17 protein-coding genes and 2 pseudogenes are annotated in these 23798 nt (G+C 74.4%); 11 read left to right on the plus strand and 8 right to left on the minus strand.

The features are described 5' to 3' along the window. Window positions 1-35 precede the first annotated feature (35 nt). On the minus strand, window positions 36-1142 hold the full coding sequence (locus ACFV7Q_RS01175; protein ID WP_385422243.1) for a DUF5925 domain-containing protein: 1107 nt from the start codon (window positions 1140-1142) through the stop codon (window positions 36-38). A gap of 214 nt (window positions 1143-1356) precedes the next feature. On the opposite strand from ACFV7Q_RS01175, the gene ACFV7Q_RS01180 reads away from it, so the two are divergent. Then, entirely contained in the window at window positions 1357-2169 is an 813-nt protein-coding gene (locus tag ACFV7Q_RS01180) for an SGNH/GDSL hydrolase family protein (RefSeq protein ID WP_385422245.1), read from the plus strand. A gap of 15 nt (window positions 2170-2184) precedes the next feature. On the opposite strand, the gene ACFV7Q_RS01185 is transcribed toward ACFV7Q_RS01180, so the two are convergent. Further along, the gene (locus ACFV7Q_RS01185) at window positions 2185-3966 is read right to left on the minus strand and encodes a serine/threonine-protein kinase (RefSeq protein ID WP_385422247.1); all 1782 of its coding nucleotides are present in this window, start codon (window positions 3964-3966) and stop codon (window positions 2185-2187) included. A 310-nt stretch (window positions 3967-4276) separates the two neighbouring features. On the opposite strand from ACFV7Q_RS01185, the gene ACFV7Q_RS01190 reads away from it, so the two are divergent. Further along, window positions 4277-4546 carry a hypothetical protein gene (locus ACFV7Q_RS01190; RefSeq protein WP_385422249.1) on the plus strand — a complete coding sequence of 90 codons (270 nt, stop codon included), beginning with the start codon at window positions 4277-4279 and terminating at the stop codon, window positions 4544-4546. Window positions 4547-4582: 36 nt separating this feature from the next. Here the strand turns inward: ACFV7Q_RS01190 and ACFV7Q_RS01195 are convergent, their stop codons facing one another. The 3 genes from ACFV7Q_RS01195 to ACFV7Q_RS01205 all read right to left on the minus strand — a co-directional run bounded on the left by ACFV7Q_RS01195 (window position 4583) and on the right by ACFV7Q_RS01205 (window position 7706). Next, complete coding sequence (locus tag ACFV7Q_RS01195; protein WP_385422251.1) at window positions 4583-5785, minus strand: CaiB/BaiF CoA transferase family protein; 1203 nt, start codon at window positions 5783-5785, stop codon at window positions 4583-4585. Between the two features lie 185 nt (window positions 5786-5970). Further along, on the minus strand, window positions 5971-6759 hold the full coding sequence (locus tag ACFV7Q_RS01200) for an ABC transporter permease (RefSeq protein ID WP_385422253.1): 789 nt from the start codon (window positions 6757-6759) through the stop codon (window positions 5971-5973). Then, a complete protein-coding gene (locus ACFV7Q_RS01205; RefSeq protein WP_385422255.1) occupies window positions 6756-7706 on the minus strand; it encodes an ATP-binding cassette domain-containing protein in 951 nt (316 codons plus the stop codon). Before ACFV7Q_RS01205 ends, ACFV7Q_RS01200 begins: the two co-directional genes overlap by 4 nt. Before the next feature lie 63 nt (window positions 7707-7769). Between ACFV7Q_RS01205 and ACFV7Q_RS01210 the strand changes: the two genes are divergently transcribed. Continuing rightward, a complete protein-coding gene (locus ACFV7Q_RS01210; protein ID WP_385422257.1) occupies window positions 7770-8498 on the plus strand; it encodes a TetR/AcrR family transcriptional regulator in 729 nt (242 codons plus the stop codon). An 89-nt stretch (window positions 8499-8587) separates the two neighbouring features. Here ACFV7Q_RS01210 and ACFV7Q_RS01215 read toward each other — a convergent pair whose 3' ends face one another. Further along, a complete protein-coding gene (locus tag ACFV7Q_RS01215) occupies window positions 8588-9799 on the minus strand; it encodes a type ISP restriction/modification enzyme (RefSeq protein ID WP_385422259.1) in 1212 nt (403 codons plus the stop codon). A gap of 138 nt (window positions 9800-9937) precedes the next feature. Between ACFV7Q_RS01215 and ACFV7Q_RS01220 the strand changes: the two genes are divergently transcribed. Then, on the plus strand, window positions 9938-10102 hold the full coding sequence (locus ACFV7Q_RS01220; protein ID WP_385422261.1) for a hypothetical protein: 165 nt from the start codon (window positions 9938-9940) through the stop codon (window positions 10100-10102). Between the two features lie 186 nt (window positions 10103-10288). Here ACFV7Q_RS01220 and ACFV7Q_RS01225 read toward each other — a convergent pair whose 3' ends face one another. Both ACFV7Q_RS01225 and hmgA read right to left on the minus strand, forming a co-directional pair. Beyond that, a complete protein-coding gene (locus ACFV7Q_RS01225) occupies window positions 10289-11038 on the minus strand; it encodes a GntR family transcriptional regulator (RefSeq protein WP_385422263.1) in 750 nt (249 codons plus the stop codon). Window positions 11039-11119: 81 nt separating this feature from the next. Continuing rightward, window positions 11120-12433, minus strand: a complete 1314-nt coding sequence (gene hmgA / locus ACFV7Q_RS01230; RefSeq protein WP_385422265.1) for a homogentisate 1,2-dioxygenase — start codon at window positions 12431-12433, stop codon at window positions 11120-11122. A gap of 291 nt (window positions 12434-12724) precedes the next feature. Between hmgA and ACFV7Q_RS01235 the strand changes: the two genes are divergently transcribed. The 7 genes and pseudogenes from ACFV7Q_RS01235 to ACFV7Q_RS01265 all read left to right on the plus strand — a co-directional run bounded on the left by ACFV7Q_RS01235 (window position 12725) and on the right by ACFV7Q_RS01265 (window position 23756). Next, window positions 12725-14863 (plus strand): right-handed parallel beta-helix repeat-containing protein, encoded by a 2139-nt coding sequence (locus ACFV7Q_RS01235; RefSeq protein ID WP_385422267.1) that lies wholly within the window; start codon window positions 12725-12727, stop codon window positions 14861-14863. 1697 nt (window positions 14864-16560) lie between these two features. Further along, entirely contained in the window at window positions 16561-17358 is a 798-nt protein-coding gene (locus tag ACFV7Q_RS01240) for a hypothetical protein (RefSeq protein WP_385422269.1), read from the plus strand. Window positions 17359-17471: 113 nt separating this feature from the next. Next, on the plus strand, window positions 17472-18818 hold the full coding sequence (locus ACFV7Q_RS01245; RefSeq protein ID WP_385422450.1) for a hypothetical protein: 1347 nt from the start codon (window positions 17472-17474) through the stop codon (window positions 18816-18818). A gap of 76 nt (window positions 18819-18894) precedes the next feature. Beyond that, window positions 18895-19506, plus strand: coding sequence for a TetR/AcrR family transcriptional regulator (locus ACFV7Q_RS01250; protein WP_385422271.1), 612 nt, complete (start codon window positions 18895-18897; stop codon window positions 19504-19506). A gap of 345 nt (window positions 19507-19851) precedes the next feature. Beyond that, a pseudogene (locus ACFV7Q_RS01255) lies at window positions 19852-21502 on the plus strand (molybdopterin-dependent oxidoreductase); the annotation flags it as partial. Between the two features lie 120 nt (window positions 21503-21622). Beyond that, window positions 21623-22183: pseudogene (locus ACFV7Q_RS01260) on the plus strand (molybdopterin dinucleotide binding domain-containing protein); the annotation flags it as partial. Between the two features lie 73 nt (window positions 22184-22256). Beyond that, complete coding sequence (locus ACFV7Q_RS01265; protein ID WP_385422273.1) at window positions 22257-23756, plus strand: CitMHS family transporter; 1500 nt, start codon at window positions 22257-22259, stop codon at window positions 23754-23756. Window positions 23757-23798: the final 42 nt, after the last annotated feature.

A 23798-nucleotide genomic window follows, 5' to 3' on the forward strand; every position in this document is an offset into this window, starting at 1 on the left:
CCCGGCCCCGGCCCGGCTCCGGCCCGGAGTCGGTCTCAGAGGTAGAGCCCGGCGTCCGCCCCGTGGCCCTGCGGCGGCAGTACGGCCGCCGGGCCCGTGCCCCGGCGCAGGGCGAACAGCTCGGCCAGGGTGGCGCCCTCGCGGGAGACCCCCTCCTCGGCGCCCAGCCACTCCACGGCCTCGCGGTGCGTGAGCTTGCCGACTTCGATGCGGGCCAGGCAGCGCCCCGGGCGGACCACCGCCGGGTGCAGCCGCTCCAGGTCCTCGTTGGTGGTGACCCCGACCAGCACGTTGCGGCCCTGGCCGAGCAGACCGTCCGTCAGGTTCAACAGACGGGACAGGGCCTGGCCGGCCGTGTGCCGCGCCTCGCCGCGGATCAGCTCGTCGCAGTCCTCCAACAGGAGCAGCCGCCACCGGCCCTTCGCCGTGCCCTCGTCCTCGCCGATCGCGATGTCCATCAGGTAGCCGACGTCGTTGAACAGCCGCTCAGGGTCCAGGACGCAGTCCACCTGGCACCAGTCCCGCCACGACCGGGCCAGGGTCCGCAGCGCCGAGGTCTTCCCCGTCCCCGGCGGGCCGTGCAGCAGCAGGAGCCGGCCGGCGATGTCGTCCGGGGTCACCTTCATCAGGCGGTCCATGGCCGAGGCCACCGGTGCGGTGTAGTTGGGCCGCACCTCCGCCCAGGTACCCGCGCTGATCTGACGGGTCGTGCGGTACGGGCCACGGCGCGGGGAGACGTACCAGAACCCCATCGTGACGTTCTCCGGCTGCGGTTCGGGCTCGTCCTGCGCGCCGTCGGTGGCTTCGCCGAGGACCCCGGCGGCGAGTTCGTCGCTGACCGCCGTCACCGTCACGTCCGCGCCGCGGCTCCAGCGGGACACGAGCACCGTCCAGCCCTCGCCCTCCGCCAGGACGGCGCTGCGGTCGGAGTCGCGTGCCGAGCGCAGCACGGTGGCCGCGGCCGGCAGCAGGGTCGCCTCCGCCTTCACCCGCTCGATGGTGACGCTGCGTGAGTACGGCTGCTCGCCGGATGCGAACCGGCCGAGGAACAGCGCGTCCACGATGTCCGAGGGCGAATCGCTGTCGTCGACGTTGAGCCGGATCGGCAGCGCATCATGCGGATTGGCTGGCATGGCGCCCATGATCCGGCACGAACTGCCCCCGTGCACCCGTGTTCGCCGGAACGGGTGCGCGCCTTCCCCGGTCAAACGCCGTCGCGGTGAAGGTTCGGGGCGCAACTCTGCGCCAGATCTCCTTGGCATGAACACTTCCAGCCATCCCGGGCTCCTTGTACCACGGACTCAGGAGTAACCCCGACTCCTGAGTACCCCCCCCACACCCTTGAGGAGCCGCACCATGCCCTTGGGACGTCTGCCACGCCTTGCCGCCTGGACCTCCTCCCTGTTACTCGCCGCGGGCGCCGTCCTGTTCGGCGCCGGCCAGGCCTCCGCCGCCACGGCCGACTTCGGCTACGTCGCCCTCGGTGACTCGTACTCCTCCGGCGTCGGCGCCGGCAACTACGACAGCTCCAGCGGTGCCTGCAAGCGCACGAACCGCGCCTACCCGGCCCTGTGGGCCGCCGTCAACTCCCCGCAGACCTTCGCCTTCACAGCCTGTTCCGGCGCCCGTACGGGCGACGTACTCTCCGGCCAGCTCGGCCCGCTGAACCCGGGCACCGACCTGGTCAGCATCACCATCGGCGGCAACGACGCCGGTTTCGCCGACGTCATGACCACCTGTGTGCTGCAGTCCGAGTCCACCTGTGTCAACCGCATCAACCAGGCCAAGGCGTACGTCGACTCCACCCTGCCCGGTCAGCTCGACCAGGTCTACGGCGCCATCCGCGGCCGGGCGCCCGCCGCCCGCGTCGTCGTCCTCGGCTACCCCCGCTTCTACAAGCTGAACGGCACCTGCGTCGCCGGCCTCACCGAGGGCGAGCGCTCCGCCATCAACGGCGCGGCCGACCACCTGAACGCCGCGATCAGCAAGCGCGCCACCGCCCACGGCTTCACCTTCGCCCCGGTCGCGGGTGCCTTCACCGGCCACGAGATCTGCTCCGGCGACGCGTGGCTGCACAGCGTCAACTGGCTCAACATCGGCGAGTCGTACCACCCGACGGCGGCCGGGCAGTCCGGCGGCTACCTGCCCGTCTTCCGCAGCAAGGCCTGACCCCCGCGGCGGGCCTCAGGGCGCGGGCGCCGGGTCCGGTGACGCCGCCGGGTCCGGCGAACCGCTCGCGCCGGGGGAGGGGGCCCCGCCCGTCGGGGTCTCCTCCTCGCAGGTCACCGAGAACCCCACCCATTGCGAAACCAGGGACACGGGCCCCCGCACCTCCAGGCGGACCGCGTCGTCTACGGTCCCGCCCGCGCGGTGGCCGAGAGCGGTGTGCTCCAGCTGTCGGCCCGCCGGCCCGTCCGCGGTGTAGGTGACGGACTGCCAGCCCGGGGTGGGGGGAGTCCCGCTCCGCGTCACCCACCGGTACTCCAGCACGGCCGGCCGGTTCTCCACCTCGACGGTGGCCGTGAAGTACGGCGCCCCCGAGGCGGCCGGCGGGCACGTCCCGCGGTACTCCCCGCGCACGGTACGGACGGAGACCACGACCCGCGGCGAGGGCGCGGCCGAAGCCGAAGCCGAATCCGAAGCCGATGCCGAGGCGGAAGCGGAGGCAGAGGCGGACGCGGGCGCGGAGGAGGAGGCCGGAGCGGAGGCGGAACCCGGCGTCGCGGCGCCCGCCGTACCGGAGGGGCCCGCCGCCGCCGACGGGGCGGTCGCACCACCCGTGGCGGCAGGCCCGCCGCCCGATCCGGAGCCGTCCCCGGCGGACCGGTCCCGCACCAACAGCCAGCCCAGGGCCGCCAACGCCAGCAGTAGCACCACGATGCCGGCGGCCAGCACCGCCCCGGCCGGTCCCGGGCGCTGCCCGGAGTCGTACCCGGGTCCCGGGGCGGACGGTGGAGGAACGGGCGCCGGCATCGGCAGTGGCGGTGTCACCCCGGCCCCTGACCCGAGAGCCGTAGCCGCCCCCGCCCGTGCGCCCGCGCCGTTGTGTGCCGGCGCCACGGGGAAGCCCGGCTCCGACCGTGGTCCGCCCGGGTCCCGGAGGGACCCGCCCGCCGCGACGATCCGCAGCATCCGGGCGACCTCCGCCGCCGGCAGCCGTTCCTCCGGGTCCTTGCGCAGCAGCCCCTCCAGTACGGGCGTCAGCGGCCCTGCCCGCCGCGGCGGCGGCAACTCGCCGTCCACCACGGCCCGCAGCGTGGTCAGCGGGGTGTCCTGGCGGAACGGCGAGACCCCCTCGACGGCCGCGTACAACAGCACTCCCAGCGACCACAGGTCCGAGGCGGGGCCCGGCTCGCGCCCCACCGCCCGCTCGGGGGCGAGGAATTCGGGCGAGCCCACCACCTCGCCGGTCCGCGTGATCGCCGTCGAGCCCTCCAGTCGGGCGATCCCGAAGTCGCCCAGCACCACCCGGCCGTCGTTGCCGAGCAGGACGTTGGCGGGTTTGACGTCCCGGTGCAACACCCCCACCTCGTGCGCGGCCCGCAGCGCACCGAGCACCTGCTCGCCCAGGTGCGCGGTGCGCTGCGGGGTCAGCGGTCCCTCCGCCTCCAGCACCTCGGCCAGCGAGAGCCCCCGGACCAGCTCCATCACGATCCAGGGGCGGCCCTCCTCGGTGACCACGTCGTAGACGGTGACTGCCCCGCGGTGCGAGACCCGGGCAGCCGCCCAGGCCTCCCGTTCGAGCCGCCGGTACAACCGCCCGACCTCGGCCCCGTCCAGCCCCGCCGGGGCGCGTACCTCCTTGACGGCCACCTCGCGGGCCAGGACCTCGTCCCGCGCCCGCCATACGGTGCCCATGCCGCCCCGGCCCAGCAGGCCGAGCAGTCGGTACCGCCCCGCGACGACCCGGCCGGGGCCGGCGCCCGGCTCGCCGTCCGTCTCCGTGCCACCCCGGCTGTCGGTCACGCGCGCCCCCTGTGCGTCCAATGCATCCGCGCACCCCCTGCGCCCGGTGCGGCGGCGATGCGTCATCGGGTGGTCACTCCACGTTACCGCAGCGCCGGCCGTCCGGGCCCTGTTGTGCAGGCGGGAATCGCCCCCGGTGGTTCCTGAAACTCCCTCACCTTGCGGAGAGTAACCGTCGACTCCGCTGAGTAATCGTCAACTCCCCGACACATAGGGGTAATTCACAGCACCGGGATACCCGAGCGCATCTCGGGGGCGATAGGGTTAACCTGCCCGGGCCGGGTGCCTTCGTACGGGTGGGGAGAGAAAGATGGAACAGATAGCAATGCGCAGCAGGCCGCCCCGCGTGCCTGCCATCACCTGCGGCAGCAGCGCGACCAGCTCGCGCCTCGACCGCCACCTCGCCGTACTGGGCGGACCCGCCGTCCCCCACCGGGAGGTCGCCGAGGCGACCCTGCTGATGCGCGAGCTCACCGCTCGCGACCACACGCACCGGCTGCGCAGCCGGAGCGCGCGCGTTTCGCTCTTCGCGCCGCTCCGCCGCCTGCGCCGCTCGCTCTTCGGTAGCCGCCGCTCGTAAGAACCGTCCCCGACCCCGAGAAGTTTCGCCCCGGCCCTACGCAACCACTCCATCCCGGCGCAGTGTCGTGATCTGCGCGCCCGACATCCCCAGGGCGCGCAGCAGGGCCTCGGTGTGTTCGCCGAGTGCGGGCACCGCACCCATGTGCGGTGCCGGACCTCCCGGCAGCCCGATCGGCGGCAGTAGTGCCCGCAGCGGGCCCACCGGTGAACCCACCTCGCGCCAGCGGCCCCGTGCCGCCAACTGCGGGTGTTCCGCGAGCTGTTCCACCGAGTTCAGGCGGGCACAGGCGATGCCCGCCGCCTCCAGCCGGCCGATCGCCTCATCGGCGTCCAGCAGGGCCAGCGCCTCCGCCACCACGGCATCGGTCGCCTCCCGCCCGCGGGTGCGCGCCGCGTTCGTCGCGTAATCCGGGTCGTCGGCCAACTCGGGCCGCTGCAGCACCTGTTCGGCGAGGCGGCGCCACTCCCGGTCGTTCTGCACCGACAGCAGCACCCGGTCGCCGTCCGCCGTCGGATAGGCGTCGTACGGGGCGATCACCGCATGGGCGAGCCCCGTCCGGACGGGCTGCCGCCCGCCGTGCACCGTGTGGTGCAGGGGATGCCCCATCCACTCGGCGAGCGCGTCGAGCATGGACACCTCCACCCGGCCCCCGCGCCCGGTGACCCCGCGCCGCACCAGCGCCGCGAGGACCCCCGAGAAGGCGTACATCGCGGCTGCGATGTCCGCGGCCGGGATGCCCGCCTTCACGGGCTGCTCCGGCGTGCCCGTCACCGAGACCAGCCCCGCCTCACACTGCACGAGCATGTCGTAGGCGCGCTTGTGGGCGTACGGGCCCTCCGCGCCGTACCCGGAGACGTCCACCGCCACCAGCCGTGGGTACCGCGCGCACAGCGCCGCCGAGTCCAGCCCGAGCCGCGCCGCCGCACCCTGTGCCAGGTTCTGCACGAACACGTCCGCCCCGTCGAGCAAGCCGTGCAGGACCTCCCTGCCGCGCGGGTCCTTCAGGTCCAGCGCGATCGACTCCTTGCCCCGGTTGGCCCACACGAAGTGCGAGGCGAGGCCGTGCGCGGCCGTGTCGTAGCCGCGTGCGAAGTCGCCGCCGTCGGGGCGCTCCACCTTGATCACCCGGGCGCCGAGATCGGCTAGCTGGCGGGTGGCGAAGGGCGCGGACACGGCCTGCTCGACGGCGACGACAGTGATCCCGTCCAGGGGCAGGGGTTCGGGCGAGTGTTCCATGACGTCGATGCCTACCGGGTGGGGGCGGGTCCTGTCACCCCCTACCGCGGAATGCCCGACCGGACGACCGGATCCTGCCCGTGACGTGCCCTTCGCCCCTCGACGCCCGCCCTCCGTCGCCCGTCCCCCGTCCCCTACCCCCGCCCCGTGCGGCGCGCAGCACGCCGTGGGGGCGTCCGCGCGGTTCAGCCCCGGCCGCGCGCGAACCTGCGTGCCGCCAGCGGCCCGAAGAGCGCCAGCAGCGCCACCGACCAGAGCACCGCCCCGGCCACGGGGTGGGCCGCGGGCCAGGCGGCACCCGCCGCCGCCTCTCCGCCCGCGTTCCCGCACAGGGTGCGGACGGCCGTGGCGACGGCGCTGATCGGGTTCCATTCGGCGAGGGTGCGCAGCCACCCGGGCAGCCCGCCGGTCGGCAGGTACGCGCTGGACAGCATCGGCAGGACGAAGGTGGCGCTGCCGAGCTGGCCCGCCGCCTCCTCGCTCCGGCTCACCAGGCCGAGGTACGCCCCCACCCACGAGGTGGCGAAGCGGAACAGCAGCAGCACGCCCAGGGCCCCCAGGGCTCCGGGCAGCCCGTTCTCGACCCGCCAGCCCATCGCGAGCCCCACCAGTATCAGCGGCACCATCGAGACCGCCGTGGTCACCAGATCGGCGGCGGTCTGCCCCAGCGGGACCGCCGCGCGGCTCATCGGCAGCGTGCGGAAGCGGTCCGCCACCCCGCGGTGGGCGTCCTGCGCGGCCGTGAACATGCCGGTCATCAGTCCGTTGGCGGCGGTGGCGGCGAGCAGTCCGGGCACCAGGAACTCCCGGTACTCGGAGCCCGGCATCGCGAGCGCGCTGCCGAAGACGTAGCCGAAGAACAGCAGCAGCATGATCGGCATGGTCTGGGTGAGGGCCAACAGGGCCGGCGCGTGCCGGGCCTTCTGGAGTTGGCGGGTGAGGACGGCGGCGCCGTCCGGTAGCAGGGTGCTCATGCGGCGAGCTCCTTCACGGTGGTCAGGCGCAGGAACACCTCGTCGAGGGTGGGCGGGCGCAGGCTCGCGTCCGTGACCGGGATCCCGGCGGAGTCGAGGGCGCGGATGATGCTCGGCAGCGTCAGCCCGGGGTCCAGGACGGTCGCCCCGACGGTCAGTCGCTCCCCGTCGAGGACGGGCCGGCCGCCCGTGATCCGGTCCAGGACTGCTGCCGCGCCGGGGAGCGCCCCGGCCCCGGTGACGGTGACCTCGGCGTACGCCCCGATGCGGGCCTTGAGCGCGGCCGGGGTGCCCGTGGCGATGGCCCGGCCGCCGGCGACGACGGTGATGTCGTCGGCGAGCCGGTCGGCCTCCTCCAGGTACTGGGTGGTGAGCAGCACCGTCGTGCCCTCGTCGGCGAGCGCGCGCACGGCCGTCCAGATCTGCTCGCGCGCCGCCGGATCGAGGCCCGTGGTGGGCTCGTCCAGGAACAGCACCCGGGGGCGGGCGATCAGCCCCGCGGCCAGGTCCAGGCGACGGCGCATGCCGCCGGACCAGGTGCCCGCCAGCCGGTCGGCCGCCTCTCCCAGGCCGAACCGGTCCAGCAGTTCGTCCGCGCGGACCCGGCCGGAGCGACCGCGCAGTCCGGCGAGGCGGGCGAACAGCCGCAGGTTCTCGCGGCCCGTCAGTTCCCCGTCCACCGAGGCGTACTGGCCGGTGACCCCGATGGCCCGGCGAACGGCCGCGGGGGCGGTGGTGACCTCGTGGCCGGCGACCAGGGCGCGCCCGGCGGACGGACGGGTGAGCGTCGTGAGGATGCGGACGGCCGTGGTCTTGCCGGCTCCGTTGGGGCCGAGGAGGCCGCAGACCGCGCCCTCGGGCACGGCCAGATCGAGCCCGCGCAGGGCGTGGACGTCCTCGAAGCGCTTCTCCAAGCCCTCACTAAGTACGGCGTACGTAGTTTTCATGCCGGGCACCCTATCTCACTACGTACGGTGTACGTAACTACGATGGTTGCGAGGTGATGAGCGATGACACCCAGCGGGCGCCCCGCTGAACCCGAAGTGATCTGGACCCGCCCGCAACGCGCCGGCCGCGGACCGCGGCCCGCGCACACCCGCGAGTCGATCGCGGCCGAGGCGGTGCGGATCGCCGACGCCGAGGGGATCGACGCCGTCTCCATGCGGCGCGTGGCCGCGGGCATCGGCGCCGGGACGATGTCCCTGTACAACTACGTGCCGCGCAAGGAGGACCTGTACGAGCTGATGGTCGACGCGGTCAGCGGGGAGTACGAGCTGACCCCGCCGACCGGCGACTGGCGGGCCGACCTGCTGGCACTGGCCCGCCAGACGCGCCAGCTGATGCACCGCCACCCGTGGCTGCCGCGGCTGCTGACCCCGGTCTACGGGTTCAGCCCGAACGCCCTGCGCTACCTGGAGCACAGCCTGGCCTGCCTGGCACCGCTGGAGCTGTCCGGCGGCGACAAGTTGGAACTCGTCGCCTCGGTCAACGGCTCGGTGGCCACGTTCGTGGCGGGGGAGCTCGCGATGGCCGAGCGCGCCCGTGCACTGCCCTGGGGCGAGGCCGAGGAGACCGCGGTGCGCACGGCCTGGCTGGGCTCGGCGCTCGCGACCGGCCGGTACCCCCTGTTGGGGGCCGCGGTGACGGACGCGTACCCGGTGGCGGAGGCGGCTTCCGACATGGGTGCGGTGTTCGACCGCTCGATGAACCGGTTGCTGGGGGGCTGGGAGACCGCCTGACGCCCGGCCCGCGGCGGCGCGGCCCGGCGGCCCGCGGCGCGGCCCGGCGGCCCGGCGGCCCGCGGCGGCGCGGCCCGGCCCCGCCCGCGTCAGAGCAGGGCGAACTGGCCGCCCGGGCCCTCCTCCTGGTGGTCCAGCACGGACGCCGGTCGCCGCGACCAGTGCGGCGGCGGCACCACCCCCGCTGCCGCCAGGTCGGCGCGGGACAGCAGCGGTCCCGGCGTGAACGCCTCCCGCTCCGGGCCCAGATCGGCCAGCAGCGCCAAGGTGGTCACCAGGGCCAGCAGCTCCGAGGTCCAGGCCTGCGGCCACTCGGCAGGGCCGAGCGCATCCAGCCCCTCGGCCCCGGGATCCCGGTGCGCGCAACGGGCGGCGAACCAGGCTTGCAGCACCCGCGTGCCCGCTCCCGCGCCCCCGGACCCGCCGGGCGCGCCCGGCACCTCGTACTCCCAGGCGGAACGCGGCACCGGGGAGACGGCCCCGGACCCGAGGCTCAGCGTCCCGGTCTCCGGATCCCAGTCGATCCCGTCGGGCCAGGCCCGGATCGCCGAGCGCACGTACGGCCGGCGCCCGCCCGGCAGCCGGGGCGGCTCGCCGCCGTCCACCCCGCGCAGCTGGACCGCGAGCAGCCGCCGGCCGAGGTCCAGCCCGGCGTGCCAGCGCTCCGGGTCGGTGGTGAGCGGCACCTCGTGGCCGCGCGGGCCCGGCCGGCCCGCCGCGAGGATCCAGCACAGCACGTCCTGCGGGGCGACCGGGCCGCCGTAGCGCTCGGCCAGCAGCGGCAGCAGGCCCGGCGCGAGGTTCGGCTCGGCGCCGCCGGGACGCCGGTGCAGCGGGCGGATGCCGCCCAGCGGGCCCGCCGGGAGGTGCCGGGTCACGAGCAGACCGCCCGGGCCGGCGCCGGGCGCCGGCGTTTCGACGGTGAAGACCTGGTGCTCGTCCAGGACCCGCCACAGCTGTGGCCGGGAGGCGTCGATGAGCCGCTGGTCGGGCAGCAGCCACTGCTCGTCGAAGGGCGCGTGCAGCACGCGCACCGGATCCGGGCAGGGTCCGGGCGCGTCGGCGAAGCCGGCGGTGGAGGTGGAACGCTGGCCGGGCAGGGCGGCCGCCCCGGTGGTGACCGACCGGAGCCGGGTCGGGCGGAAGAGGCGCTCCCGCTCGGCCCCTTCGGCCCGGGCCAGCACCGCCCAGCGGGTCCGCAGGGCTACCGGGTCGGGGCCTGCGACCCAGGTGCGGCCCAGGCGCGGGCCGCTCACGGCCCAGGGCATCAGATCGTCCAGCAGCGGTACGTCTTCGCTCACCCGGTCGATGGTAGCGAGGCGCCGCAGGGGTGGGGCGGTCCACGGAGCTGCGCCCACGCCGAAGCGTTACGCTCCTTATGTACGGAACATCTACGGAACGTACGCAACGTGCGGAACGTGCGGATGCGAGGAGTGGTCATGAGTCAGTACGACGAATACTCGACTCCGTCGCAGGCCGAGGGCGAGCGGCTCGACGAGGACATGGACGAGAAGGAGCGTGCGGCCCACCACCACCCGGACACGCTGCGCACCACCCCGTCGCAGGCCGAGGGCGAGCGCACCGCGGACGACGAGGAGAAGTAGCGCTCCGGCGGCACCGGGCCGTACGGGGGTACCCGGCCGTGCCGGGCCCTACGAAACCCGGGCCCTACCCAACCCGGGCCCTACCAAACCCGGGCCCTACGAAACCCGGGCCCTACCAGGGCCGGGCCCTACGGGGCCGCGCCGGGTCGTCCCGGTCGCCCGGGTCGCCGTGCGGCAGTGGTCGGGTCAGTGCGCCTCGACGGTCACCGTGAACGAGAACCGGTCGCCCCGGTACCGGATCCGCGCCACGTCCACCACCCGGCCGTCCTCGTCGTACGTCACGCCCGTGTAGTGCAGGATCGGACTCAGCAGCGGCACTTGCAGCAGCTCGGCCGTCTCCGGGTCGGCGAGCCGCGCCTCCACGGTGTCCGTGATCCGGCTGATCCGCACCCCGACGACGTCCCGCAGCACCTTGGTCATCGGCCAGCGCGCCAGGTCCTCCAGGTCCACCGCGTCCGCGACCTCGGTACGGACGGCGTTCTCCGCCCAGTTCGTCGGCTCGCCGCTCTCGCCGTCGTGCCGCAGCCGCCGGTACGTGACCACCTCCGCCGTGTCCGGGAAGTGCTCCAGCAACTCCCCGGACACCGGGGTCCGCTCCCGTCCGAGGACCGTCGTACGGTCGCCCGACTGCTGCGCCACGATGGCGTCGACCGAGCCCAGCAGCCGCACCGGGGCACCGCGCCGCGCACCCGGCTCGATGAACGTGCCGCGCCGCCTGTGCCGGCTGATGAGCCCCTCGCCCTCCAGCTCCTTCAGCGCCTGGCGCATCGTCAGCACGCTCACCCCGTAGTGCTCGGCGAGCTGCTCCTCGGTGGGCAGGCGCAGCGAGGCGTCCGGGGTGCGGCCCAGTATCGAGGCGCGCAACGACTGTGACACCTGGTACCAGAGCGGCAGCTTCCGGTTGAGTACCAGGGAATCGGGGGCGAAGGCGGTCACGGTCGGTCTCCGTACGGACGGGGCGTCGGGTGTCGACCCCTCCCCGCCTCGGCCGGTGCCGGGGGAGGGGCCGGGGGCATCTTAGGCGCGGAAGTGGCGCTCCAGCCCCTGCCAGACATCGTCGTACGCGGGCTGGAGGTGGCCGGCGCCGGCCGCCTGGGCGGTGACGGCGATCGGCCAACGGGTCTCGAACATGAAGGCCAGGCCGTCGTCGATCTTCTGCGGCTTCAGCTCGGCGGCGCTGGCCTTGTCGAAGGTCTCCCGGTCCGGGCCGTGCGCCGACATCATGTTGTGCAGGGAGCCGCCGCCGGGGACGAAGCCCTCGGCCTTGGCGTCGTAGGCGCCCTCGATCAGGCCCATGTACTCGCTCATCACGTTGCGGTGGAAGTACGGCGGCCGGAAGGTGTCCTCGCCGACCAGCCAGCGCGGCGCGAAGACCACGAAGTCGACGCCCGCCAGGCCGGGGGTGTCGGAGGGCGAGGTCAGCACCGTGAAGATCGACGGGTCCGGGTGGTCGTAGCTGATGGAGCCCAGGACGTTGAAGCGGCGCAGGTCGTAGACGTACGGGGTGTGCGTGCCGTACCAGGCGACCACGTCGAGCGGGGAGTGGTCGTACGTCGCCGCCCACAGGTTGCCGCAGAACTTGTTGACCACCTCGGTCGGGCGGTCCTCGTCCTCGTACGCCGCCACCGGGGCCCGGAAGTCCCGGGCGGCCGCGAGGCCGTTGGCGCCGATCGGGCCGAGGTCGGGCAGCTCGAAGGGGGTGCCGTAGTTCTCGCAGACGTACCCGCGGGCGGTGTCGTCGAGCAGCTCGACGCGGAAGCGGACGCCGCGCGGGATCAGGGCGACCTCGCCCGGCTTCGCGGCGAGCAGGCCGAGCTCGGTGCGCAGCAGCAGGCCGCCGCGCTCCGGGACGATCAGCAGCTCGCCGTCGGAGTCGCTGAACACCCGGTCCGTCATGTCGGCGTTGGCGGAGTAGAGGTGGATCGCCATGCCGGATCGCTGCGTGGCGTCGCCGTTGCCGCCGAGCGTCCACAAGCCGGAGAGGAAGTCGGTGCCCGGGGCCGGGTCGGGCGTCGGGTTCCACCGCAGGCGGTTGGGGTCGGCCGGGGCGTCGGTGAAGGGGGCGGTGCGCAGGGCGCCGTTGTCGATCCGGATGAACGGCGGGTGCGCGGCCGAGGGGCGGATCCGGTAGAGCCACGAGCGGCGGTTGTGCTTGCGCGGCTCGGTGAACGCGCTGCCACTGAGCTGCTCCGCGTACAGGCCGAGGGGGGCGCGCTGGGGCGAGTTGCGGCCTGCGGGGAGGGCGCCGGGGACGGCCTCCGAGCTGTGCTCGTTGCCGAACCCGCTGAGGTACTCCAGGGCCTCGGCCGTCTTCCTGGCCTGCTCGCTCATGGCTGCTTCCACTCTGTCGAAGGAATCCTATGGCTGACAGTAGGATTCCGCGCCGCGCACGTCAATGGGGTTCGTGACCGCCCGGGCTGGAGTGCGGGGACTGGCTGGTGGGCGGGCCGGAGAGTGGCGGAGGGCCGCAGCGGGTGGGGGCGGCGGGTCGAGGGCGGCGACGGAAGGGTGACGGAGGGGGAGGGTGAGGGGGAGGGCGAGGGGGAGGGGGAGGGTGGCGGGGCGGGATTGGGGGCGTCGAGGGGGCTCCTAAAACATGAACATTGCTCTACTCTCGCGCGCATGTCGTGGACCCCGTGGACCCGTAGGTTCCCTGCCGTGCCGGCGGCGCCCCTCACCGCCCCCCTCACCGCCGCCCTCCCACCACGCCTGTCCGCCCGCCTCACCGCCGCCCTCGGCCTCCTCCTGGCCCTCCTGACCCTCCTCGCGGCCGCGCCCGCCGCCCGCGCGCACGAAGAACGCCCCGTGACCTTCCCGGACGGCTCCGGATCCGTACCGCAGTACCGGGCGACCGAGCCCGACCTGCTCGTCTGCAAGACCGACCGGCCCGCCTTCGAACGCCGCATCGCCGCGTTCCCCGAAGCCCTGCGGCAGCGCAACCTCACCCTCTACGAGCGCTGCGAGAAGACCGGCTACCGGCACCTGCAGGAAGCCGTCGACGCCGTCGACCGGCCCGGAATGAACATCGCGGTCCTCCCCGGCCTGTACGAGGAGGAGCCGTCATTGCCGCAGCCGGCGGGGGAGTGCGCCGCCCTGGAGGCCCCCTCCTCCGCGCTCGGCTACCAGATCCTGTCGTACGAGCAGCAGGCCCGCTGCCCCCACAACCAGAACCTCGTCGCCATCCTCGGAAAGAAGGACCTGCAGATCGAGGGCACCGGCGCGTCCCGGCTGGACGTGATCATCGACGCCAAGTACCAGAAGCTCAACGCCGTCCGGGCCGACAAGTCCGACGGCGTCTACTTCCGCAACTTCACCGCCCAGCGCACCACCTTCAACTCCCTGTACGTCCTCGCCGCCGACGGGTTCGTCATCGACGACGTACTGACCCGCTGGAACGACGAGTACGGCTTCCTCACCTTCGCCAGCGACCACGGCCTGTACAAGAACTGCGAGTCGTACGGGAACGGCGACTCCGGCATCTACCCCGGTAGCGCCTCCGACATCAACGACGGCCGCGGCTACGAGGTCCCCCGCTACTCCATCGAGATCAACGGCTGCCGCAGCCACCACAACATGGTCGGCTACTCCGGCACCGCCGGGGACTCGGTGTGGGTGCACGACAACGAGTTCGACCAGAACATGGGCGGCGCCTCGATGGACAGCGCCTTCCCCGGACACCCCGGACTCCCGCAGAACCACGCCAAGTTCGAGCGCAACCTGATCCACGACAACAACCAGGACTACTACCGGCACGTCGCCGACGGCACCTGCGCCAAACCGCCGATCGAGCGCGGCTACGAGCAGGGCGTGGTCTGCCCGCAGATCTCCATGCCGCCGGGCACCGGCATCATCACCGCGGGCGGCAACTGGAACGTCTACGAGCACAACTGGGTGTACGGACACCGGCGCGCCGGCTTCTTCCTCTCGGCCGTGCCCGCGTTCATCCGGGGCGAGGAGGAGTGGTCCAAGCAGACCGACACCTCGCACCACAACCGGTACGCCGGGAACGTCCTCGGCAGGGACAAGTCCGGCGCCGCCCGCCCCAACGGAATGGACGTGTGGTGGGACGGCCAGGGCCGCGGCAACTGCTGGCAGCCCGGCCCGGACGGCTCCAGCCCCGGCACCCTCCCGCAGTGCGGGGACCGCCGGGGCGACGTGTCCGGAGCCTCGGCCCGGCTGGTCGGCGAGCCGGTGAAACTCGCCCAGCTGCTCGTCTGCGCCGACTACAACGTGCAGGCCCGCAGGCTCCCGGCCGGCTGCGACTGGTACGGAGCGCGCGGCCTGGCCCGGGTGGAGACCCAGATCGCCCTGGCTGCGGCGGCAGTGCTGCTGCTGGTCGGCGGGGTGCTCTGGTGGCGCCGTCTGCGGCACTCCCGCCTGGGCACGGCGGCCTCACTGCTCGGACTGGCCGGGCTGGCCCTGGACGTGGCCGGCTCCACCATGCCGCTCACCCCCACCGCCGTCCCGGCAGTGGCCCTGCTCCTGCTCGGCCTGTGGTGGACGGGCGCCGGCCTCGCCCTGCACCCCGACCGCCCCTGGCTCGCCCGGCTCACCCTGCTCCTGGCCGGGATGACACTGCTCGACGCCTTCGACAAGGCCGTCCTGATGGTCCCCTGGACCCCGGTCAGCCCGGCCTGGGCCCGCGCCCTCACCACCGCCGTCTGGATCGTCTGGGCAGCAGCCGCCGCCTCCACCCGCCGCCCGCCCCCGGCCCGCCCCACCGCGCCGACCCCGACGGCCACCCCCGCCCCCACCCCCTGACACCCCCACCCACCCCCGACACCGCCCCACGAAGCCCCCGCCACCCCACCGCCTGCAGCGCGCCGCACAGATGTTTGCCGCCGACCCCGGTCCCGCCGAGCCAGCATCCCGTCGCCCACCGCCCCCGTTGAGCCGAGGCGGTGGGTGCCGGCCGCCACTCCCGTCCCTTGTCCGTCCACCGTCAGCCGCACCGGCGCCTGCCGCTCACGTCCACCCCGTTCACGTCAGCATCCTGACCAGGCGCGGCCCGCCCACGCGTCGCCCGCCGGCCCACACTCCCGTCCTTGTCCGCCGGCAGCCCGTCGTATGGGCAGCTGCCGCGCACCCCAGCCCGTCAAGGCGGATGCCCGCCGACCACCGCCGGTCCGCCGCTACAGCGCCCGCCGAAGGCACCCGCGGCCCTCGCCGGCCGAACCGCCCGCACGCCACCGCACCGCCAGTCACCCCACCGGCCCGCAGCCCGCCGCGCTGGCACGGGCCGGGGGCGACGCGCAACTGACCGAGACGGCGCCGGTCAGGCCGCACCCGGCGTCCATCCGGGTTCCGCCACCGTCACCGTCGCCAGCTACCCGTGAGGAGACCCAGTCCAGCCCCTGCGTCCCCCTGCCAGATGCAACGCAAGCCGACGAGACGGGCGCGCGCACCTCGGGCCCGGTCCCGGCCCGCCGGGCGCAGGTCCGACCCGACGAGTCGGCGCCTCCACCCGGCCCCACGCCAGAACGGCAGGCGGCAGTTTCCGCCAGCCGCCCGAAGCGCCCCGACCCCAGGAGACCGCAGTGACCACCCGCCCCGCAGCCGCCTCCGCACTCCCCGCCGGCACTCGTCCCGCCGCGCCCGCGGTCCGACCGCCCGCCCACGAGCCGCCCCCCGGCCACTCGGGCACTGATGCCGTCCGGCAGCCCGGCCCCAGCACGCTGATCGGGGCCCGACCCCTCCCGGCGCCAGGCACAGCAACCTGCCACAACGCGTCGGGGGTCGCAGGGGCCTCACGCCCGGTGGGCGTGCTCCGCCCCGAGGCCCGCCCCAGGGTCGAAGTCCCCGCGGGGCCGTTCGACGGTCCCCGGCCCTCCATGTCCGCGGGGTCGCCGGTCGGGAGTGAGCGAGCCCGTGGCCGGCCGGGTGCCGAGGCCGGGTCGCCGCCGGATCCCGGTATCCGGCCCGCGGCCCGGTACTCCGCGGCGGTGAGTGCCGCGACCGCTCCGGGTGCCCCAACAGCTGCGAGGGGTGCCGGTGCCCGGCCCGAGATCCTCCCCGTGTCGGTCGGCGGGGCCCCGGCCGCAGCCCTGTCATGGCCGTCCGACGGCGGCCGGACGGGCCGGGGTTGTCCCGCGGGCGGGGACGGCGGTGCGCCGGACGGCGGGCCGGCCCCGGCCGGGCACATGCGCGAGGTCGGGGCCGCGGGCGGCCGGTCAGGCGGTCGTACCCGGGGCCGGGGGGTGGGCGGAGCGACGCCGGGCGGTCTGCCGGGCGGGGAACCGTGGGGTGCGAGCACGGGGACCGGCGGGCGGACGGCGGCTGCGGAGGGCTTCCCGGTGGTGGATGGCGGCCCGGCGGCGGGTGCCGTTTCGTTGGTGTGCGCCGACCCGTTGGTGGGTCTCGGTACGGCGGCGGGCGCCGGCGCGGCGGTGGACGGTCGTGCGGCGGCGGGTGTTCGGCGGCGGCTTCGGCGGGGCGCGGGGCTGTTTGCCGTCGCGGTGTTGATCGGGGGTGCCGTGGTGGGCTGCGGGGGCCGGGCCACGACCCACCACAAGCCCGGCACCAGCCACGAGCAGGCCACCGGCAGCGTCGGAACGCTGCTCGACGTCCGCGACGGCACCGGCCACCGCCTCCGCGAGGTCCCCGCTGAGGGCGCGCCCCGGGTGCGGGTCACCGCCCACCCCGACGCGGAGGACGGCTGGAACCTCCAGCTGACGGTGGAAAACTTCCGGTTCACCCCCGAGAGCGCCGGCGGCGCCGCCCTCCCGGGAGCCGGCCACGCCCACCTGGAGCTCGACGGTCGCAAGCTGGCCCGCCTGTACGGCCCCTGGTACCACCTGCCGGCGGCGCAGGTGCCCGAGGGCCCGCACACCTTGACCGTCCGCCTCTACGCGGACGACCACACCGCCTGGGCGGTCGCCGGAAAGCCGGTCGAGGGCACCGTGCCGCTCTCCGCCACCGCCCCGGCCACTCCCGGCGGTCACAGCCACCCGGCGACCCCGCCCGGGCCCCCGCCCGCATCCGCCCCGGCGCAGGCGGACCGGACGGTGACCCTCACCGTCCGGGACGGCAAGGTCGTCCCCGCTCCCGGCCGCACCGAGCTCAAGCGCGGCGAGCGCGTCGCCCTGCGCGTCACCAGCGACCGCGCGGACACCCTGCACGTCCACGGCTACGACAAGGAAATCGCCCTGCCGGCAGGCCAGGAGGCCACCCTGGTCCTGACGGCCGACCGCACCGGCCTGTTCGAAGTCGAGACCCACGAGTCCCGCCTCGTGCTGACCCAGCTCCTCGTCCGATGAGCTCCTACCAGCCCCCGTCCCCGTATCCGTCCCTGTCCCCGTCCGTGTCTCCGTCCTCGGGCACGCACCCGCGGTCCGTGACCTGGCCGGACGCCGCCCCCGGCAGCCGGGGCGTGGTCCCGGACCCGGCCGCCGCGGACCCGGTCACCGCGCTCGCGCACGGCATCGGCTCCCAGCACGATCTCCCGATCTCTCCCTTCTACGCGTTCGCCGGCGCCTTCACCGCACTCTTCGTCTCCTTCCTCGCCCTCGGTCTGCTGTGGTCCTCCTCGCGGTTCCGCGGCGACCGGTCCGGCCTCGCCCTGCCGGCCGGCCTCCAGCGGATCACCGACGCGCCCGCCACCCGCACCGCCCTCCGCGGGCTCGGCCTCGCCGCCTTCCTGGCCCTGCTCGCCTCCCTCCTCCTCGCTCCCGACGACCCCGATCGCAACCCCGGCCCCGGAGCCGTCTACGTCCTCTTCTGGGTCGGACTCGTACCCGCCTCCCTCCTCCTCGGCCCCGTCTGGCGCCTCCTCAACCCGCTGCGCACCCTGCACCGCCTCCTACACCGCCTACGCCTGCGGCTGCGGATGCGGACACGGCCGCCCATGTTCCCGCCGCCCCCGCGCCGGCCCACCCCCCTTCCCGCCCGACTCGGCCAATGGCCCGCCGCCGCCGGGCTGTTCGGCTTCACCTGGCTCGAACTCGCCGCTCCCGATCCCGCGTCCACCACCACCCTCCTGATCGCTCTCGCCGCTTACACCAGCACCCACCTCGCGTTCGCCGCCCGCTACGGCGAGCGCTGGTTCGACGAAGGTGACGCCTTCGAGGCGTACTCCGCCCTCCTGGCCCGGCTCTCCCCCCTGGGCCGCCGCCACGACGGCCGTCTCGTGCTGCGCAACCCCTTCCACGGACTCGACGCGACGCCCGAGCGGCCCGGACTCGTCGCCACCGTCTGCGTCCTGCTCGGCTCCACCGCCTACGACGGCTTCAGCGACAACCCTGCGTGGATCGACACCCTCCAGACCTCCCCCCTCGGCCGCACCCCCACGGCCACCCTCGGACTGCTTGCTTCCGTCGCCCTCGTCGCCACCCTCTACTGCCTGTGCGCGGCGGCCACCCGCCTGGTCAGCGGACCGCACCCCGGACCGCTCACCGCCTTCGCGCACTCACTCGTGCCGATCGCGCTCGGCTATCTCATCGCCCACTACTTCTCCCTCCTCGTGACCGAAGGACCACGCACGGTAAGCATGGCACTCGGCACTGACAACGGGCCGGATCCCTTGTCCCCCTTGGGCTCCGGCGGCCTCGCCGCCCTGCAGGTCATCGCCGTCGTCACCGGCCACGTCCTCGGCGTGGTCGCCGCCCACGACCGCGCCGTACGCCTCTTCCCGCGGCACCGGGCCGTGACCGGACAGCTCCCCCTGCTCGCGCTGATGATCACGTACACCCTGGGCGGCATCGGCCTCCTACTGAACTGAGCCCGCGTCGGACGCCGCACGGGCCGCGCCCGGGCCGACGGCTGGAACCACGCCCCCGGAACGGCATGATGGACCCGTGCCGCCCACCCATCCCTTGCGCCGTACACCCGTCCAGCAGCGCAGCGCCGAACGGCTCACCCGGATCCTCGACGCCTGCGCCGAACTCCTCGACGAGACCGGGTACGAGAACCTCAGCACCCGCGCCGTGGCCCTGCGCGCCGGCGTGCCGATCGGCTCGGTGTACCGCTTCTTCGGCAACAAGCGCGCCATGGCCGTCGCCCTCGCCCACCGCAACCTGGACCGGTACACCGGGGCCATCGCGGAGCGCCTCGCCGACCTCCCGGCCGACGACTGGCGGCCGGTCGTCGACGCCGTGCTGGACGAGTACCTGGCCATGAAGCGCACCGTGCCCGGTTTCGCGCTCGTCGACTTCGGGGTGCCCGCCCCGCCCGAGGAGGGGCCCGCCGCCGACCCCAACCGGATCGTCGCCGTACGCCTCACCGAACTCCTCGGCGCGCACCTCGGCCTCAGCCCGGGCCCGGACCTGGAGCGGGCGGTCCTCGTCGCCGTCGAGGCCACGGACGCGCTGACCAAGCTGGCCTTCCGGGCCGACCCGGCGGGCGATCCGGCGATCGTCGCGGAAACCCGCACCATGATGCACGCCTACCTCACCCGAGTGCTGGACTGACCCGACCGGCTTCCCTCGCCCGCCGCGGCGGCCCGCGCGATCGGCAACCGCCCACCGGCTACCGGCCATCGGCCACGGGCCATCGGCCATCGGCCACGGGCCACGGGCCACGGGCCACCGGCCCTCGCCCACCGGCCATCGGCCACGGGCCACCGGACCCACCGCCCGCCCAGCCTTACCCACTGCCGTCCCCGTACGGCCCCGATGTGCCCCGACCCCGGACGGGCCGTTGGCGGTCGCGGCTTCCGACCCGCCTGGACCCAGGACCTCCCCGCCGTGCCTACCGGTCGGTATGCTCGGTGCGCCCGCGTGCCCGCGCCGCAGCCTGACGCCCCTGGAGGGCCCATGCCCCGCACCGCCCTGCGCATCTGCCCCCTCTGCGAAGCCACCTGCGGCCTGACCCTCACCCTCGACGGCACCACCGTCACCGGCGCCCGCGGGGACCGCGACGACGTCTTCAGCCGCGGCTTCATCTGCCCCAAGGGAGCGGCCTTCGGCGCCCTCGACTCCGACCCCGACCGGCTGCGCACTCCCCTCGTCCGCAGCGGCGGACGGCTCCGCGAGGCCGGCTGGGACGAGGCCTTCGAGGCCGTCGCCACCGCCCTTCCCGCCCTCGTGCAGGAGTACGGGGCCCAGTCCGTCGGCGTCGTCCTCGGCAACCCGAACGTCCACACCATGGCCGGCGCCCTCTACCCGCCGCTGCTCCTCAAGGCCCTCGGCACCCGCAACCTCTTCACCGCCAGCACCCTCGACCAGATGCCCAAGCACGTCTCCAGCGGACTCCTCTTCGGCGACCCGTTCGCGATCCCGGTCCCCGACCTCGACCGCACCGACTTCCTGCTCCTCATCGGCGCCAATCCCGTCGAGTCCAACGGCTCCCTTTGCACCGCCCCCGACTTCCCCGGACGGCTCAAGGCGCTGCGCGCCCGCGGCGGCACCCTCGTCGTCGTCGACCCGCGCCGCACCCGCACCGCCCGGCTCGCCGACCGCCACCTCGCGCCCCGCCCCGGCAGCGACGCCCTGCTGCTGGCAGCCCTGGCGCACACACTGCTCGCCGAACGGCTCGCCGCCCCCGGCGCCCTCGGGGAACACCTCCTCGGCCTCGGGGAACTCGCCGACGCCCTCGGGAGTTTCACCCCTGAGGCCGTTGCCGCCGCCTGCGACCTCACGGCCCCCGAGATCCGCACCCTCGCCCGCGATCTGGCGGCCGCACCCACCGCCGCCGTGTACGGGCGGATCGGCAGCTGCACCGTCGCCCACGGCACCCTCGCCAGCTGGCTGGTCGACGTGCTCAACGTCCTGACCGGCAACCTGGACCGACCGGGCGGAGCCCTCTTCCCGCTCCCGGCCGCCGGACCGCGGCCCCGCCCCGCAGGTCCCGGCAAGGGCTTCGCCGTGGGCCGCTGGCACAGTCGGGTCAGCGGCCACCCCGAGGCCAAGTCGGAGCTGCCCATCGCCGCCCTGGCCGAGGAGATCGAAACGCCGGGAGAGGGGAGGATCCGTGCCGTGGTCGCCATCGCCGCGAACCCGGTGCTGTCCGCCCCCGACGGGCGACGCCTCGACGCGGCCCTGGCCGGGCTCGATTTCCTGGTCAGCGTCGACCCGTACCTGAACGAGACCTCGCGCCACGCCCACGTCGTGCTGCCGCCCCCGCCGCCCTCGCAGAGCGCGCACCACGACTTCGCCTTCAACGGCTTCGCCATCCGCAACCAGGCCCGCTACACCCGCGCCGCCGTCCCCCCGGCGGCGGGACAGCGCGACGAGTGCGAGATCCATGCCCGCCTCGTCCTCGCCGTCGCAGGGCCTGCACGGCCCCGCCGTCCCCGACGTCGGCGCCGCCGTCGACGAGCCGGTCATCCTGGCCGCCCTCGCCAAGGAGACCGCCGACCCGCACTCGCCGCTGCACGGGCAGGACCCGGCTCGCCTCGCCGGTCTCCTCACCGGGGAGAGCGGCCCCGAGCGGCGGCTCGACCTGATGCTCCGGCTCGGCCCGTACGGCGACCGGTTCGGCGCCGTGGTCGGCGGCGGAGGAGGGGCCGCGGGAGGGGGTGCGGGGGCGGCCGCGGCCGCGTCAGCCCCGGGCGGGGGACCGGGCGGCGAGGGGCACGGCGCTGCGGGGCTGAACTTGGAGCGGCTGCTTGCGCATCCGCACGGCATCGACCTGGGCCCGCTGCGGCCCCGGCTCCCGGGCGTGCTGAGGACGCGCAGCGGCAGGATCGAGCTGCTGCCCGACCCGATCGCGGCCGAGCTGCCCCGGCTGCGCGCGGCGCTCGCCGAACGCCCCGCCGCCCTCGTGCTCGTGGGCCGCCGCCACCTGCGGTCGAACAACAGCTGGCTGCACAACGTCCCGGCCCTCGCCGGAGGTTCCAACCGGTGCACCCTCCAGGTGAATCCCGTGGACGCCGAGCGGCTCGGCCTCACCGCGGGCGGCCGCGCCCTGATCACAGCCGACGGCGGCAGTCTCGAAGTCCCGATCGAGGTGACCGACACCGTCCGCACGGGGGTGGTGAGCCTCCCGCACGGCTGGGGCCACGACCGCGAGGGCACCCGCCTGTCCGTGGCCGCCGCCGCGCCCGGAGCCAACGTCAACCAGCTCCTCGACGGCACCCGGCTCGACCCGCTGTCCGGCACGGCCGTCCTCAACGGTTTCCCGGTCGAGCTCACACCCCTGCCCTGAGCTGGGGTTTTGCTCGTATTGCTCACACACGGACGTCTTGTTGGGCTCCGGACGCGGCCCCTACGTTCCCTGCATGCTGACCTTCCTCGGCTTCGCCATGATCGCCACCTTCCTGGTCCTGATCATGATGAAGAAAATGTCGCCCATCGCGGCGCTCGTCCTCATCCCCGCGCTCTTCTGCGTGTTCGCAGGCAAGGGCGCCCACCTCGGCGACTACGTCATCGAAGGCGTCGGCAAACTCGCGCCGACCGCTGCCATGCTCATGTTCGCCATCGTCTACTTCGGCCTGATGATCGACGTCGGCCTGTTCGACCCGATCGTGCGCGGCATCCTGCGCTTCTGCAAGGCCGACCCGATGCGCGTCGTGGTCGGGACCGCGGTACTCGCCGCGATCGTCTCCCTCGACGGCGACGGCTCGACCACCTTCATGATCACCGTCTCCGCCATGTACCCCCTCTACAAGCGGCTCGGGCTCAGCCTCGTCGTCATGACGGGCGTGGCCGCCACCGCCAACGGCGTCATGAACACCCTGCCCTGGGGCGGCCCCACGGCACGGGCCGCCACGGCCCTCAAGCTCGACGCCGCCGACATCTTCGTCCCGATGATCCCCGCCCTGGCGGTCGGCCTGCTGTTCGTGTTCGCCCTCGCCTACGTCCTCGGGCTGAAGGAACGCCGCCGGGTCGGCACACTGGTGCTCCCCGCCGACGCCGAGCAGGACGACGAGGGCGAGGACGTCGACGCAACCGGAGGGCGCGCCGGGCAGAAGGCCGGGCAGCAGCTGGTCGCCGCGGGCAAGGGATCCGCCGGTGCCGGGACCCACACCCATGCCGGTTCCGGTTCCGGGTCCGCCTCCGACCCCGGATCTGCCTCCGCCCCCGCCCCCGCGTCCGTCGGCGGCGGCGCGGTCGCCGACGGGCCGCAGGACGGCGACCTCAAGGGGCTCGACCCCTCCCGCCCGACCCTCCGCCCCCGCCTCTACTGGTTCAACGCCGGCCTGACCATCGCCCTCCTCACCGCGATGATGACGGAGCTGCTGCCCATCCCGGTGCTCTTCCTCCTCGGCGCCGCCCTCGCCCTCACCGTCAACTTCCCGCACGTGCCCGACCAGAAGGCCCGTATCGCCGCCCACGCGGACAACGTCCTGAACGTCGCCGGCATGGTCTTCGCGGCCGCCGTCTTCACGGGAGTCCTCAGCGGTACCGGCATGGTCAAGCACATGGCCGACTGGCTCGTAGGCGCCGTCCCCGAGGGCATGGGCCCGCACATGGCCCTGGTCACCGGCCTGCTCAGTCTGCCGCTCACCTACTTCATGTCCAACGACGGCTTCTACTTCGGCGTACTGCCCGTCCTCGCCGAGGCCGGTGCGGCGCACGGCGTCTCCCCCCTGGAGATCGCCCGCGCCTCCCTCGTGGGCCAGGCCCTGCACATGTCCAGCCCGCTGGTTCCGGCCGTCTACGTCCTCGTGGGCATGGCCAAGGTCGAGTTCGGCGACCACACCCGCTTCACCGTGAAATGGGCGGCGCTCACCTCGCTCGTCGTCCTCGGGGCGGGGATGCTTTTCGGCATCATCTGACCCGGCCCGAGCCTGGCGCCCGGAAAACTATCGACGCTAGTT

The organism is Streptomyces sp. NPDC059851, assembly GCF_042732005.1.
Taxonomy (GTDB): domain Bacteria; phylum Actinomycetota; class Actinomycetes; order Streptomycetales; family Streptomycetaceae; genus Streptomyces.